This is a genomic window from Mycobacterium sp. PS03-16, from assembly GCF_004570325.1.
Classification (GTDB): domain Bacteria; phylum Actinomycetota; class Actinomycetes; order Mycobacteriales; family Mycobacteriaceae; genus Mycobacterium.
In genome coordinates this window covers 124849-139134 of sequence record NZ_SPQO01000004.1, presented here as the reverse complement: position 1 = coordinate 139134, position 14286 = coordinate 124849, and the positions used below count along the sequence as shown (strand labels likewise).

The 14286-nt window shown below is 70.4% G+C and carries 13 protein-coding genes; 5 read left to right on the top strand and 8 right to left on the bottom strand.

Annotated elements, in window-relative coordinates; genetic code table 11:
* The 4 genes from E4P42_RS05180 to E4P42_RS26920 all read right to left on the bottom strand — a co-directional run bounded on the left by E4P42_RS05180 (window position 1) and on the right by E4P42_RS26920 (window position 2505).
* The gene (locus E4P42_RS05180; RefSeq protein WP_135123720.1) at window positions 1-834 is read right to left on the bottom strand and encodes an NUDIX domain-containing protein; all 834 of its coding nucleotides are present in this window, start codon (window positions 832-834) and stop codon (window positions 1-3) included.
* A complete protein-coding gene (locus E4P42_RS05175; RefSeq protein ID WP_135123718.1) occupies window positions 831-1694 on the bottom strand; it encodes an ABC transporter ATP-binding protein in 864 nt (287 codons plus the stop codon). The genes E4P42_RS05180 and E4P42_RS05175 overlap by 4 nt, the downstream gene beginning before the upstream one ends.
* Window positions 1649-2266, bottom strand: coding sequence for a YitT family protein (locus E4P42_RS05170; RefSeq protein WP_371286985.1), 618 nt, complete (start codon window positions 2264-2266; stop codon window positions 1649-1651). Before E4P42_RS05170 ends, E4P42_RS05175 begins: the two co-directional genes overlap by 46 nt.
* Before the next feature lie 74 nt (window positions 2267-2340).
* Complete coding sequence (locus E4P42_RS26920; RefSeq protein ID WP_167759365.1) at window positions 2341-2505, bottom strand: hypothetical protein; 165 nt, start codon at window positions 2503-2505, stop codon at window positions 2341-2343.
* A 61-nt stretch (window positions 2506-2566) separates the two neighbouring features.
* On the opposite strand from E4P42_RS26920, the gene E4P42_RS05165 reads away from it, so the two are divergent.
* Entirely contained in the window at window positions 2567-4015 is a 1449-nt protein-coding gene (locus E4P42_RS05165; RefSeq protein WP_209305697.1) for a PLP-dependent aminotransferase family protein, read from the top strand.
* A gap of 71 nt (window positions 4016-4086) precedes the next feature.
* On the opposite strand, the gene serB is transcribed toward E4P42_RS05165, so the two are convergent.
* Together serB and ctaD are read right to left on the bottom strand one after the other, a co-directional pair.
* A complete protein-coding gene (serB, locus tag E4P42_RS05160; RefSeq protein WP_135123714.1) occupies window positions 4087-5322 on the bottom strand; it encodes a phosphoserine phosphatase SerB in 1236 nt (411 codons plus the stop codon).
* A 22-nt stretch (window positions 5323-5344) separates the two neighbouring features.
* Window positions 5345-7075, bottom strand: coding sequence for a cytochrome c oxidase subunit I (gene ctaD / locus E4P42_RS05155; protein WP_135123712.1), 1731 nt, complete (start codon window positions 7073-7075; stop codon window positions 5345-5347).
* 203 nt (window positions 7076-7278) lie between these two features.
* Between ctaD and E4P42_RS05150 the strand changes: the two genes are divergently transcribed.
* The 3 genes from E4P42_RS05150 (at window position 7279) to E4P42_RS05140 (ending at window position 9804) form a co-directional block, all read left to right on the top strand.
* Window positions 7279-8328 (top strand): iron-siderophore ABC transporter substrate-binding protein, encoded by a 1050-nt coding sequence (locus tag E4P42_RS05150; RefSeq protein WP_245233895.1) that lies wholly within the window; start codon window positions 7279-7281, stop codon window positions 8326-8328.
* Between the two features lie 11 nt (window positions 8329-8339).
* Window positions 8340-8624 carry a YciI family protein gene (locus E4P42_RS05145; RefSeq protein ID WP_135123707.1) on the top strand — a complete coding sequence of 95 codons (285 nt, stop codon included), beginning with the start codon at window positions 8340-8342 and terminating at the stop codon, window positions 8622-8624.
* Window positions 8625-8751: 127 nt separating this feature from the next.
* Window positions 8752-9804 carry an NAD(P)-dependent alcohol dehydrogenase gene (locus tag E4P42_RS05140; RefSeq protein WP_135123705.1) on the top strand — a complete coding sequence of 351 codons (1053 nt, stop codon included), beginning with the start codon at window positions 8752-8754 and terminating at the stop codon, window positions 9802-9804.
* 54 nt (window positions 9805-9858) lie between these two features.
* Here the strand turns inward: E4P42_RS05140 and E4P42_RS05135 are convergent, their stop codons facing one another.
* On the bottom strand, window positions 9859-10821 hold the full coding sequence (locus tag E4P42_RS05135) for an alpha/beta hydrolase family protein (protein ID WP_135123703.1): 963 nt from the start codon (window positions 10819-10821) through the stop codon (window positions 9859-9861).
* A 345-nt stretch (window positions 10822-11166) separates the two neighbouring features.
* Here E4P42_RS05135 and E4P42_RS05130 point away from each other — a divergent pair, with 345 nt between their 5' ends.
* Entirely contained in the window at window positions 11167-12771 is a 1605-nt protein-coding gene (locus E4P42_RS05130) for an APC family permease (RefSeq protein ID WP_135123701.1), read from the top strand.
* Here the strand turns inward: E4P42_RS05130 and lnt are convergent.
* Window positions 12761-14212 carry an apolipoprotein N-acyltransferase gene (gene lnt, locus E4P42_RS05125; protein ID WP_135123928.1) on the bottom strand — a complete coding sequence of 484 codons (1452 nt, stop codon included), beginning with the start codon at window positions 14210-14212 and terminating at the stop codon, window positions 12761-12763. The two genes, E4P42_RS05130 and lnt, sit on opposite strands and share 11 nt — an antisense overlap.
* Between the last annotated feature and the right edge of the window lie 74 nt (window positions 14213-14286).

Here is a 14286-nt window from a genome sequence, read left to right as displayed (position 1 = left end):
TCAGGCTCCCGGCGCCCGGTGGTTGCGGGCGGCGTTGTAGCGGTCGCTATCGAAGAACTCGATCTCCCAGTTGCCGTCCCGCACGGCCAGCGTGGGCTGCACGGCCTGGATGCGCCGCTCGACGGCGAGGACCTCCTCGACGGTGCGCCCGGCCAGCGCGTCGAGCTGGGTCCAGGTCGGCGGCAGCAGGAAGGACCGGCCCGCCGCGAAGTCCTCGAGCGCCTCCTCGGGGGTGATCCAGCCCGCCCGGTCGGTCTCGGTGTTCTCGCCGTCGGCGCGCTGACCGTCGGGCAGCGCCCCCACGAAGAAGTAGGTGTCGTAGCGGCGGGTGCGCTCCTCCTCCGGCGTCACCCAGTTCGCCCATGGCCGCAGCAGATCCGCTCGCAGCACCAGCTTCTCGGCGCGCAGGAAGTCGGCGAACGACAGGGACCGGTCGGTCAGCGCGCGGCGCGCGTCGCGGTACACCGACGCGTCGTCGACCAGCACATCGGGATCGTCGGCCGCGCCCGCAAACAGCACGCCGCACTCCTCGAACGTCTCCCGCGCGGCCGCGCAGACCAGTGCCTCGGCCGAGGCGGCGTCCACCCCGAGCCGGTCGGCCCACCACTGCGGCCCCGGCCCGGCCCAGGCGATGTCGGCGTTGCGGTCGCGCTCGTCGACCCCACCGCCGGGGAACACCATCACCCCCGCCACGAAATCCATCCCGGCGTGGCGGCGCATCAGGAATACCTCGTTGCCGCCCGGGTTGCCGCGGGCGGGGCGGATCAGCATCACCGTCGCCGCCGGGCGCGGCACCAACGGCTCGGGTGTGGACGTCGGTGCCGATTCGGTCATGACCGCCTCCTGTGGGCCGCGCGGGAACGGGTGCGCCGGGCGAAGAAGCGCCCGTCGATCACCTCGAGGGCGATCGACTGCCCGAACGCCTTGGACAGGTTCTCGGCCGTGAGCACGTCGGTCAGCAGACCGGCCGCGACGACCTTGCCCTCCGACAGGATCAGCCCGTGCGAGAAGCCCGGCGGGATCTCCTCGACGTGGTGTGTGACCAGCACCATCGCCGGCGCGTCCGGGTCGGCGGCCAGGTCGGCGAGCCGGGCCACCAGCTCCTCGCGTCCACCGAGATCCAGACCCGCGGCGGGTTCGTCGAGCAGCAGCAGTTCCGGGTCGGTCATCAGCGAGCGTGCGATCAGCACGCGCTTGCGCTCACCCTCGGACAGCGTGTCGTAGGTGCGGTCGGCCAGGTGTTCGGCGCCGACGCTCTCGAGCATGTCGACCGCCTGCTCGTAGTCGACGTCGTCGTAACGCTCGCGCCATCGGCCCAGCACCGCGTAGCCCGCGGACACCACCAGGTCGCGCACCACCTCGCCGTCGGGAACCCGTTGCGACAGAGCCGAACTCGACAGGCCGACCCGCGAGCGCAGTTCGGCCATGTCGGTGCGCCCGAGTCGCTCCCCCAGCACGTAGGCCGTGCCCGACGACGGATGCTCCATGGCGGCGGCGATCCGCAGCAGGGAGGTCTTGCCCGCGCCGTTGGGGCCGATCACCACCCACCGCTCGTCGAGTTCGACCGCCCAGGTGATGGGGCCGACCAGCGTCTGTCCGCCGCGCCGCAGGGTGACCTTGGCGAAGTCGATCAGCAGGTCCTCGTCGGTCAGGTCGGCTGCGTCTTCTTCCGGCACTCGACCATCGTGCCGCATTCGACGGGTGTCGCGCCCCGCGGGTCGACCTCCGCCCAGCCGCTGACCGCCAGCACCCGGACCGGGGTGAGCCGCAGGATCAGCTGCACCAGTGGACCGATCGCGAGCGCGTAGACGACGGTGCCGACACCGACGGCGCCGCCCAGGACCCATCCGGCGGCCAGCACCGCGGCCTCGATCGACGTGCGGACCAGACGCACGGACAACCCGCTGCGCCGCACGATGCCCGTCATCAGACCGTCGCGGGGGCCGGGGCCCAGTCCGGCGCCCACGTAGAGGACCGTCGCCAGTGCGTTGAGCACCACCGCACCGACCAGCCAGCCCACCCGCACCGGCAGTGCGGTGGGCGCGGGCAGCACCGCCAGCGCGGCGTCGACCGTCACCGCGATCACCACGACGTTGGCCACGGTCCCGACGCCGGGCCGGTTGCGTAACGGGATCCAGGCCAGCAGCACCGCGCCACCGACGACGGCCGAGGCCGTCCCGATCGTCATCCCGGTGTGGCGCGCCAGGCCCTGGTGCAGCACATCCCACGGGTCCAGGCCCAGCCCCGCGCGGACCATCAGCGCCATCGACACGCCGTAGGCGGCGAGGCCGACGAGCAGCACCGCACCCCGCACGGCCGCGGGCAGAAGCCGGGCCGGCACTACGCGTGGTCGGGGAAGCGCATGCGGATGGCGTCCAATTCGGCATGCATCCGCCGGGCGTCGGCGTCCCACTCGTCGAGGTCGCCGTGGTGGCCGGCGATGGCGGTCACGTCGTACAGATCGGCCAACGCCTGTGCCAGTCGAGATATCCAGTTCGAAGCCATAGTGCCATCGTGCGCAGAAGTGGCTTGCCATCCAATAGCCAGTTGGCGAATACTGGCTGCAATGACGCTCGACATTCCGCCCCGCGCCCTCGATCTGGCCCGCTTGATCCGGGAACTGGGTAACTGGCGCACGGCCAGTGCCACCGGCCCCGTCTACCAGGGCCTGGCCGACGGCGTCCGGATGCTCATCATCGACGGACGGCTCCCGGTCGGAGCCCGGATGCCCAGCGAGCGAGCGCTGGCCGACGGGCTGCGGGTGTCGCGCACCACCGTCACCGCCGCCTTCGCGCAGCTGCGCGACGACGGCTACCTGGTCGCCCGCCGCGGTGCCCGCAGCATCACCGCGCTGCCGTCCGCGCCCGCCGCGCCGGCCCCGGTGCCCGCTGCCCGCGGCGCGGTCAACCTCGCCAACGCCGCGCTGGCCGCACCGGCGCCCGCCGTCCTGGACGCCTTCGCCTCGGCCACCCAGCGGGTCACCCCGTACCTGCACGACATCGGCATCGAACTCACCGGGGTGCCGCCGCTGCGCGAGGCCATCGCCGCCCGGTACTGCGCGCGCGGGCTACCCACCGAACCCGACGAGATCATGGTGACCACCGGCGCGTTGCATGCGATCGGGCTCATCCTGGCCACCTACACCCAGCCGGGTGACCGGGTGCTGGTCGAACAGCCGACATACCACGGCGCGATCGCCGCCGTCACGACCGCCGGCGCCCGCCCGGTCCCCGTGGCGCTGACCGAGGACGGGTGGGATCTCGGGGCGGTGCACGCCGCGGTGCGCCAGCTGGCGCCCAGCCTGGCCTACTTCGTGCCCGACAGCCACAACCCGACCGGGCTGTCCATGCCGCAGCCGCAGCGCGAGGAGCTCGCCGCGCTCATCGCCGACACCCGCACCCGCACGATCATCGACGACACCATGACCGAGGTGTGGCTCGACGAGCCGGCCCCGCCGCCGGTCGCCGCCGCGCTCACCCGTCGCCGCGACCTGGTGCTGACCACCGGGTCGATGTCGAAGTCGTTCTGGGGTGGCCTGCGCATCGGCTGGATCCGGGCCGAACGCAGCACGCTGGCGACCATCGCGGCGCTGCGGCCGTCGATCGACATGGGCACTGCGATCCTCGAGCAGCTTGCGGCCGCCGAACTGCTGGGCGCCGCCGACGAGCTGCTGCCGGAGCGCCGCGAGATCCTGCGCAGCCGGCGCGCGTTGATGCTGGCGCTGCTCGACGAGCACCTGCCGGACTGGCAGCCGTGCCCGGGCCGCGGCGGGCTGGCGCTGTGGGTGCGGTTGCCCGCGCCGATGAGCTCGGCGCTGTCGGCCGCGGCGTCGCGGATGGGGCTCGACGTGCCACCCGGCCCGCGCTTCGGCGTCGACGGGTCACTCGAGCGCTTCCTCCGGGTGCCCTACACGCTGCCGCCCGACCAGATGCGTGAGGCCGTCGAGCTGCTGGCGCGCGCATGGCGCAGCATCACCGGCGCCGCCGGGCCGGAACCCAGCGCCCTGGTGGTCTAATTTCTTCGCGAGCAGACGCAGAAGCGCACGAAAGTCCGCTCAGAGGGCCACTTTGCGTCTGCTCGGCAGGCTCAGTCGGGGATGTCGACGCGCCGCACCACACCGTCCACGGCGTCGGCGGCCTCGATCTCCCCGCGGGTGATCCCGAGGATGAACAGCACGGTGTCGAGGTAGGGGTGGCTCAGCGAGGCGTCCGCCACCTCGCGCAGCGCCGGTTTGGCGTTGAACGCGACGCCAAGGCCGGCCGCGGCGAGCATGTCGATGTCGTTGGCGCCGTCGCCGACGGCCACCGTCTGCTCCATCGGCACGCCGGCCTGCTGGGCGAAGTTGCGCAGCGCCTTGGCCTTCCCGGGCCGGTCGATCACCTCACCGATCACCCGGCCGGTCAGCGTGCCGTCGACGACCTCGAGTTCGTTGGCCGCGACGAAGTCCATCATCAGCTCGTGCGCCAGCGGTTCGATCACCTGCCGGAAGCCGCCGGAGACGATGCCGCAGTGGAAGCCCAGCCGGCGCAGGGTGCGCAAGGTGGTGCGGGCGCCTGCGGTGAGCTCGATCTGTTCGGCGACGTCGTCGAGCACCGAGGCCGGCAGACCGGCCAGCGTGGCGACGCGACGGTGCAGCGATTCGGCGAAGTCGAGTTCGCCGCGCATCGCGGCCTCGGTGACCTCGGCGACCGCCGCCTCCGCGCCCGCGCGGGCCGCCAGCATCTCGATCACCTCGCCCTGAATCAGCGTCGAATCGACGTCGAAAACGATGAGCCGTTTCGCGCGGCGCTCCAGGCTGTAGTCCTCGAGCGCGATGTCGACGCGCTCCTCGACCCCGACGCGCGCCAACGCGCTCTGCAGTTTCTCGACCGCGGCGCCGGCCGGAACCGACACACGCAGTTCCAGACCGGTCACGGGGTAGTCCGACACCCCGCGGATGGTGTCGATGTTCACCCCGAGCGCGGCCAGTTCGCGGGCGACCGCGCTGAACGCCTCGGCGCTGATCGGCCGGCCCAGCACGACGATCGTGTGGGTGGACGGTTGGCGCATCACCGGCGTGCCTGCGCTGCGCTCGATCGTCACCTCCAGGCCGACGCCGTGGATCGCGTCGGTGACGTCCACGCACAGCGCTTCGCTCTCGGCGTCGCCCTCCGGCGACACCACGAGCACACCGAGCGTGAGCCGGCCCCGGATCACGACCTGTTCGACGTTGAGCAGTTCGACGTCGTGGCGGGACAGCACCTCGAACAGCGCCGACGTCACGCCCGGCTGATCGACCCCGGTGACGGTGAACAGCACCGACACCCTTCCTGCTGCGTTCATCGCGTGATGGCGCAGCAGTCCATCAACTGGACGCGTCGATCGGCTTGGGCTCGTCCGGATGGTGGTCGCGGCCGACGTGCGCCTCGGCCCGCATCCGCTCCACCATGTGCGGGTAGTGCAGCTCGAACGCTGGGCGCTCCGACCGGATGCGCGGCAGCTCGGTGAAGTTGTGCCGCGGCGGCGGGCAGGAGGTCGCCCACTCCAGCGAGTTGCCGTAACCCCACGGGTCGTCGACCGTGACGGGTTCGCCGTAGCGCCAGCTCTTGAACACGTTCCACACGAACGGCAGCATCGAGGCGCCGAGGATGAACGCGCCGATGGTCGACACGATGTTCAGCGTGGTGAACCCGTCGGTGGGCAGGTAGTCCGCGTAGCGGCGCGGCATGCCCTCGTCACCGACCCAGTGCTGCACCAGGAACGTGGTGTGGAAGCCGATGAACGTCAGCCAGAAGTGCAGCTTGCCCAGCCGCTCGTCGAGCAGACGGCCCGTCATCTTGGGGAACCAGAAGTAGATGCCGGCGTAGGTCGCGAACACGATCGTCCCGAACAGCACGTAGTGGAAGTGCGCGATGACGAAGTAGCTGTCGGTGACGTGGAAGTCCAGCGGCGGGCTGGCCAGCAGCACGCCGGACAGGCCACCGAGCAGGAAGGTCAGCAGGAAGCCGACCGAGAACAGCATCGGTGACTCGAATGTGAGCTGGCCTTTCCACATCGTGCCGATCCAGTTGAAGAACTTGATCCCGGTCGGCACCGCGATGAGGAACGTCATGAACGAGAAGAACGGCAGCAGCACCGCGCCGGTGGCGTACATGTGGTGCGCCCAGACGGCGACCGACAGCGCCGCGATGGCCAGCGTCGCGTAGATCAGCGTGGTGTACCCGAAGATCGGTTTGCGGGAGAACACCGGGAAGATCTCGCTGACGATGCCGAAGAACGGCAGCGCGATGATGTACACCTCGGGGTGACCGAAGAACCAGAACAGGTGCTGCCACAGCAGGACGCCCCCGTTGGCGGGGTCGTAGATGTGGGCGCCGAGGTGGCGGTCGGCGGCCAGGCCGAACAGCGCGGCGGTCAGCAGCGGGAACGCCAGCAGCACCAGGATCGACGTCACCAGGATGTTCCAGGTGAAGATCGGCATCCGGAACATCGTCATGCCCGGGGCGCGCATGCAGACCACGGTGGTGATCATGTTGACGCCACCGAGGATGGTGCCCAGACCGCCGACGGCCAGACCCATGATCCACAGGTCACCACCCGCGCCGGGCGAGTGGATGGCGTCGGTCAGCGGCGAGTAGGCGGTCCAGCCGAAGTCGGCGGCGCCACCGGGGGTGATGAACCCGGCGATCGCGATCAGCGCACCGAACAGGAACAGCCAGAACGAGAAGGCGTTCAGGCGCGGGAACGCCACGTCGGGCGCGCCGATCTGCAGCGGCAACACCAGGTTGGCGAACCCGAAGACGATCGGGGTGGCGTAGAACAGCAGCATCACCGTGCCGTGCATGGTGAACAGCTGGTTGTACTGCTCGTTGCTCAGGAACTGCAGCCCGGGGACCGCGAGCTCGGTGCGCATGAACAGCGCCATCAACCCGCCGATGAGGAAGAACGCGAAGCAGGCGACGCAGTACATGATGCCGATCAGCTTGTGATCGGTGGTGGTGATCAGCTTGTAGATCAGGTTGCCCTTGGGGCCGAGCCGCTCCGGGAACGGACGCCGTGCCTCGAGTTCACCGATTGGGGGCGCTTCGGCTACCAACAGGTCCTCCAAACGTTCGAACGGGACATGCCCGCGCTTGTTCGACTTGAATCCTATCCCTCGGCGGGCGCGGGGTCAGCCTGGGTCCTACATAACGTCGTAATTGGTCATCATCCGCCGCGCACAACGGCTCCGGCGAGGTCCGCGAGCAGGATGTTACCGTCGGCGCCGTGCCGATCAGCCGACCCCGGACGCAGTCGTGTGTGGCGTTGCTGACAGCGCTCGTGGCGGCGGTGACGGCCGGCTGTGGTCAGCTCGGCGACGCGCCGGCGGCCCCCGGCCCGATGACGTCGGTGATCACCAGCACCACGAGCATCGCCGGCGCCGGCGTCCTGGGCAATGACCGCAGACCCGACGAGTCCTGCGCCCCGGAACCGGCCGCCGTCGACCCCGGACCGGCCGAGCGCGAGGTGCGCCACGCCGCCGGGCAGACCCAGGTGCGGGCCGATCCGCAGCGCATCGTGGTGCTCTCCGGCGACCAGCTCGACGCGATGTGCGCGCTGGGCCTGCAGTCGCGGGTGGTGGCAGCCGCGGTGCCCGACGGCGATCCGGGCGTCCAGCCGTCCTATCTGGGCGCGGTCATCCACGATGTCCCGCCGGCCGGGACGCGCACCGCACCCGATCTGGACGCGATCCGGGCCGCCGCCCCCGACCTCATCCTCGGTTCGCAGGCGCTGACCCCCGACCTGTTCGCCGAGCTCGGCACCATCGCGCCGACGGTGTTCACCGGCCCGCCGGGACCCGACTGGCAGGCCAACCTGCGGGTCGCGGGGGCGGCCACCGGCCGGTTCGGCGCCGCCGAGCGGCTGCTCGGCGGGTTCGCCGACGCGGCACGCCGCACCGGCGCCGACAACGACGCCGCCCACTACCAGGCCTCGGTGGTGCAGCTCACCGACGACGCACTGCGCGTCTACGGGGTCGACAGCTTCGCCGGCAGCGTGCTGGCCCAGGTCGGCCTCGACCGCCCGGCCACCCAGCGCTTCACCGAGGAACCGTTCGTCGAGGTCGCCACGGGCGACTCGGCCGACTACGGGATCGCCGAAGGCGACATCGTCTACGTCTCGTTCGCCTCCGACGCCGCCCGCGAGCGGGCACCCGAGGTGCTCGACAGTGACGCCTGGCGGAAGCTCTCCGCGGCCCAGGACGGCCGCGTGTTCACCGTCAACGACGAGGTGTGGCAGACCGGGGAGGGCATCGTGGCCGCCCGCGGCATCCTGGCCGACGTGCGCTGGGCCAACGCGCCGATCAACTAGTCTTTCGCCCCGTGTTCCACATCCTCACGTTGACCTATCTCGAACCGCTCGAGGTCATCGACCGAACCCGCCCCGCTCATCTGGACTGGCTCACCGCCGAGGTGGCCGCCGGGCGCGTGGTGCTGGCCGGCCGCCAGGAGTCCCAGACCGGCGGCGTGCTGGTCACCGGCGACATCAGCGTCGAGGAGGCGCAGGACGTCATCGACCGGGATCCCTACCAGCAGGCTGGGCTGGTGCGCTATGACCGGCTGTCGTTCACCGCGGGCTTCCGCGCCCCCGGACTGTCAGATCGCTGACATATTCACGTATCGGGATTAGTCACCGCCACCGGGCGGTTACAGCTGTCCGGGCGCCTCATCGACGTGCGCCCGTTTTCCGCTCCATTCTCGCGAGCGAGCTGTACCAGACGATGAAGAGGACGAGATGACGACGACTGTTTCCGCGTATGCCGCCACGTCGGCGACCGAACCGCTGACCAAGACCACGATCACCCGCCGCGACGTCGGACCGCACGATGTGGCGTTCGACATCCATTTCGCCGGGATCTGCCATTCCGACATCCACACCGTCAAGGCGGAGTGGGGTCAGCCCAACTACCCGGTGGTGCCCGGCCACGAGATCGCCGGCATCGTCACCGAGGTCGGCGCCGAGGTGACCAAGTACAAGGTCGGCGACCGCGTGGGGGTCGGCTGTTTCGTCGACTCCTGCCGGGAGTGTGACAACTGCCGCGCCGGCCTGCAGCAGTACTGCAGCACGACCGGCATGGTGGGCACCTACAACGCCGTCGGCCGCGACGGCGAACCCACCCAGGGCGGCTACAGCGGCGCGATCGTCGTCGACGAGGAGTACGTGCTGCGCATCCCCGACAGCATCCCGCTGGACGCGGCCGCTCCCCTGCTGTGCGCGGGCATCACCACCTACTCCCCGCTGCGCCACTGGAACGCCGGCCCCGGCAAGAAGGTCGCGGTCATCGGCCTGGGTGGCCTGGGCCATCTCGCGGTGAAGATCGCCGTCGCGATGGGCGCCGAGGTGACCGTGCTGAGTCAGTCGCTGAAGAAGATGGAGGACGGGCTGCGTCTCGGCGCGAAGGATTACCGCGCCACCAGCGACCGCGCCACCTTCAAGCAGCTGCGCGGGTCCTTCGACCTGATCCTCAATACCGTGTCGGCCAACCTGAACCTCGCCGACTACCTCGGCCTGCTCAAGGTGGACGGCACGCTGGTCGAACTCGGGATGCCCGAGGAGGCGATGAGCGTTCCGGCGGGGGCGCTGGTGTTCGGCCGCCGCAGCATCGCGGGGTCGCTGATCGGCGGCATTCCCGAGACCCAGGAGATGCTCGACTTCTGCGCCGAGCACGACGTGCTCCCCGAGATCGAGGTCGTCGCACCGGATTACGTCAACGAGGCCTACGAGCGCGTCCTCGCCAGCGACGTGCGCTACCGCTTCGTCATCGACACCGCCTCGCTGCGGAGCTGATCGACGCGAAAACGGCCGGAGTGCGAATCGCACTCCGGCCGTTCAGCTTTCGGATCAGACGCCCAGCGTGCGCTGGATGTCGCCCTTCATCGCATTGAGCTGCGAACCCCAGTAGCCCCAGCCGTGGGTGCCGCTGGACGGGAAGTTGAACGTGGCGTTGCTGCCACCGGCGGACTGGTAGGCGTCCCGGAAGGCCCGGTTGCTGTCCTGGGTGATGTTCTCGAGCAGCTGGCCGGGGATGTCCCCGCCGCCACCGAGGTCGCCCGGGCGGCCGTTGCCGGTGTACACCCAGATGCGGGTGCCATTGCTGACCAGCCGACCCGCCTGCAGCGTCGGGTCGTTGCGCTGCCAGGCCGGGCCACCGCCCGGTCCCCACATCGCGGTGGCGTCGAAGCCGCCGGAGTCGCGCATCGCGAACCCGACCAGCGTCGGCCAGATGCCCTGCGACAGGTTGAGGAAGCCCGACAGCGAGCCGGCGTAGCTGAACTGACCCGGGTGGTACGCGGCCAGGATCAGCGCCGAGCTGCCCGACATCGACAGGCCGACGACGGCGTTACCGCTGGGCGAGATGCCCTTGTTGGCGGCCAGGTACGCCGGCAGCTCCGAGGTCAGGAACGTCTCCCACTGGTAGTTGTAGGTGCGGCCGCCGTTGCCGACGGCGGGCGACTGCCAGTTGGTGTAGAAGCTCGACGTGCCGCCGACGGGCATGACGACCGACAGACCCGACTCGAAGTAGTTCTCGAACGCGGCCGTCTCGATGTCCCACCCGCTGTTGTCCTCGCGGGCGCGCAGCCCATCGAGCAGGTAGACGGCCCTGGAGCCGCCGCCCTGGAACTTCACCGGGACGGTGGTGCCCATCGCGGCCGAGGGCACCATCAGTGTCTCGACCGGCAGGCCCGGGCGCGAGTACGCCCCGGCCGTCGCGGAGCCGCCGGCGACGGCGATCAGGCCCGGCAGCAGGAGCGCCGCCAGGGCGCCGGCGGTGAGCCGACGCCGCAGCATGTGCGTGAATCTCATATTCGTTTGCCATCCTCTTCAGCTCGCCGCACGGGCGCGCGTGTCGCAGAGATATGTAGTGAACCGGCGTGACGGCGCCGGCCTCGGATGCCGCTGCTTGGCATCCGCGCATTCGCAGGCAGGGCACCGCCGAGGCGGCGCCACTGATCGATATGTCGCCGCAGAGATGCCCGGCGTTACGCCGGCGAAACACCCGGTTCGGCCAGCGTTCCCCAAGAAGGCGTTGCACCTGTGTTAACAGTGTGTTCCCCCGGTTGTCGGGGTGCGCGAGGGGTGCGACGCTTCGTGCGGACTGCCACGGTGCAGACCGCCTCTCACCCCTCGATCCGAACCAGGAGGCCGCGGTTGAGCACTGAATCCGCAGCTGTCGACACCACCGCGCCGGCACCGGCGACCCTGAAGAAGGGCGCGATCGGCATGGTCGCGGTGATCTTCATGGCCGTCGCCAACGCCGCGCCCATCACCGCGATGACCGGCAACACCCCCATCGCGGTCGGCTTCGGCAACGGACTCGGCGCGCCCGCCGGGTTCCTGTTCGCCACGATCATCCTCACGCTGTTCGCGCTGGGCTACGTGGCGATGGCCAAGCACATCACCACCACGGGCGCGTTCTACGGCTTCATCTCCCACGGCCTGGGCCAGGTGTGGGGCATGGCCAGCGGCATGCTGGCGACCTTCGCCTACGTCGTGTTCGAGGGCTCGCTGATCGGTGGGTGTGCCTACTTCGCCAACGATGCGGTCAACACGATCCTCGGGGTGGACATCCCGTGGCTGGTGTTCGCGGTGGGTGCGGTGCTGGTGATCGGCGTGCTCTCGCACTTCCACATCAGCCTGGCGGCCGCGATCCTGGGCGTCACGCTGGTCGCCGAGGTGCTGATCCTGTTCGCGCTGGCCTTCTCGGTGATCTTCTCCGGCGGCGGGCCCGACGGCTTCATGCTCAACCAGACCGTGCTGCTCAACAATGCGTTCGAGAGCCTGCCCGCCGAGGCCTTCGGCACCGCGGCGGCCGCGGGGTCGATGGCGATCGGCCTGTTCTTCGCCTTCTGGTCGTGGGTGGGCTTCGAGACCACCGCGGTATACGGCGAGGAGTCGAAGAACCCGAAGAAGATCATCCCGCGGGCGACACTGATCGCGGTGATCGGACTGGGCCTGTTCTACACGTTCATCTCGGCGATGGTGCTGGCCGGCAACGGCGCCAAGGCGTCGGTCGAGGCATCGATCAGCGCGTCCCCGCTGGACCTGTACTTCGGGTTGGTGCAGGCCAACCTCGGCACCTTCCTGCTCGACGTGTACAAGATCCTGCTGGTCATCGGGTCGTTTGCGTGCGCGCTGGCGTTCCACAACGCCGCGTCGCGATACCTGTTCGCGCTCGGTCGCGAGATCCCGTCCGACGGTGTCCGCAAGACGGTCGGCGCGGCGCACGCCAAGCACGGTTCGCCGTACGTGGCCTCGGCGATCCAGAGCACGATCACGCTGGTGGTGGTGCTGCTGTTCGCGTTCTTCACCGCCGTGCAGGTGCCCGACGCCGACGGCGTGCCCGTCGACACCCCGTCGCTGGTGCCCTACACCAACATCTACGGGCTGCTGGCGCTGATCGGCACCGCGGCGATCATGCTGGTGCAGGCCATCTGCTCGGCGGCGGTGATCTCGTACTTCTGGGTGCGAAAAACCCACCGCGGCAACGTGATCACCACGCTGGTGTGCCCGTCGATCGGCGGGCTGGCGATGCTGTACGTGGTCTGGCTGCTGTGGGACAACCGGGCGTTCGCCGCGGGGTATGCATCCAACTCGCTGGTCTTCAAGGCGGGGCCGTACATGATCCTGGCGGTGTTCCTGATCGGCCTGGGCTACGCGCTGTGGCTGCGCTTCGCCCGGCCCACGGTCTACGCCGAGATCGGCCGCACGGTGATCGAGGACGCCCACGAGCGCACCGAGGAGGTCACCCCCTAGCGCGAGCAGACGCACAAGTGCCCGGAAACCGCGGTTTCCGGGCACTTGTGCGTCTGCTCGCGGCCAGCACCAGGGCGCCGGCGAGGGTCGCCGACGCCGGCCACAGCACCCAATTGCCGTACCGCGCGAACACGGTGTCGCTCGCGCCGAGCGGGACGTCCACCACGACCACGCCGCGTTCGGTCGCGGGATACCAGGCGAGCCGGCGGCCCCGTGCGTCGAACGCGGAGCTGACGCCCGACAGACCGGTGTGCACCGCCGCATGACCGACCTCGGCCGCGTGCACGGCGGCCTGGCTCGCCAACTGCGGTTGCGCCCAACTCCCCTGGTACGACGACGTGGAACTCTGATACGCCAGCAGCTGCGCGCCGTCGCGCACCAGCCGGCGCGGCAGGTCGGAGAACGTCGTCTCGAAACTGATCAGCGGCCCGATGGCGAGTCCCCCCTGGCCTTCGGTGTGCAGCACCACCTGCCCGGTGCCGCGCCGTCGGTCCTCGTCCGCCGCCTGGGTATGGCGGGTCGCCCAGCCGAGCAGCGGCCGCAGCGGCACGTACTCCCCGAACGGCACCAGCCGCGTCTTGACGTACTCGCCGCGCAATCCGTCCGGTCCGATGAGGACCGACGATTTGGAGATTCGGCCGCTGCGGTCCCGGGCGTCGACGTTGACGAGCAGGTCCGCGCCGACCCGGCGGGACAGGTCCGTCAACCTCCTCATCGCCGCCGGATCCGCGGACAGATCGACCCCGAGACTGCTCTCCCCCCAGACCACCAGCTCGACCGGCCGCCCGACCAGGCCCGCGGTGAGCGCTTCGCCTGCCGCCTGACGGGCCGTCGACTCCTCGACGTTGCCCGGTTGCACCAGCGCCACCCGCACCGTCTCGCCCGCCGCCGGCGCAGGCCCCGACCAGAACCAGGCCGGACCGAGCGCGGCGCAACTCACCGCCACCGCCACGGCCGTGGCGCGCGCCGGTACGCGCCGATCCAGCACCGCGCAGGCGATCGCGGTGTTGGCGGCCACGACCAGGAAACTCGTGAGCCACACGCCGCCCAGTGATGCGGAGGCCAAGGTGGCGGGCTGATTCCACTGCGACGCGCCGAGCAGTGCCCCTGGCCCGCCCAGACCCGGCACGGAGCGCACCGCTTCGGCCAGCACCCAGGCGCTCGGCACCACCGCGGTGGCCGCGAGGACTCCGCGGGTCGTCAGCGGTGCCCGCAGACACCGGTGCACCGCGACGCCCCACGGCGCCCACAGTGCGCCGAGTCCGACGGCCAGGACGAGAAGCAGCGGACCGGAACTCGGCAGCAGCCAGTACTGGGTGGCCAGGACGTACCCGGCCATGCCGGCACATCCCCGCAGCGCGGCCGCGCGGGCGCTCGGCGCGGCACGCACCACCAGCATCAGCGGAACCAGGCCGATCCACGCGAGCCACCACCACGACATCGCGGGGGACGCCAGCGCCGGCACGGCACCGAGGATCAGCGCCGCCGCGAGGCCCCACCATCCACGCGGCCCGG

Coding starts and splice junctions, on each gene's coding strand:
- E4P42_RS05180 (WP_135123720.1), bottom strand. CDS start 834: ATGACCGAATCGGCACCGACGTCCACACCCGAGCCGTTGGTGCCGCGC.
- lnt (WP_135123928.1), bottom strand. CDS start 14,212: ATGTCGTGGTGGTGGCTCGCGTGGATCGGCCTGGTTCCGCTGATGCTG.
- serB (WP_135123714.1), bottom strand. CDS start 5,322: ATGAACGCAGCAGGAAGGGTGTCGGTGCTGTTCACCGTCACCGGGGTC.
- E4P42_RS05165 (WP_209305697.1), top strand. CDS start 2,567: ATGACGCTCGACATTCCGCCCCGCGCCCTCGATCTGGCCCGCTTGATC.
- E4P42_RS05135 (WP_135123703.1), bottom strand. CDS start 10,821: ATGAGATTCACGCACATGCTGCGGCGTCGGCTCACCGCCGGCGCCCTG.
- E4P42_RS05175 (WP_135123718.1), bottom strand. CDS start 1,694: ATGCGGCACGATGGTCGAGTGCCGGAAGAAGACGCAGCCGACCTGACC.
- E4P42_RS05140 (WP_135123705.1), top strand. CDS start 8,752: ATGACGACGACTGTTTCCGCGTATGCCGCCACGTCGGCGACCGAACCG.
- E4P42_RS05170 (WP_371286985.1), bottom strand. CDS start 2,266: ATGGCGCTGATGGTCCGCGCGGGGCTGGGCCTGGACCCGTGGGATGTG.
- E4P42_RS26920 (WP_167759365.1), bottom strand. CDS start 2,505: ATGGCTTCGAACTGGATATCTCGACTGGCACAGGCGTTGGCCGATCTG.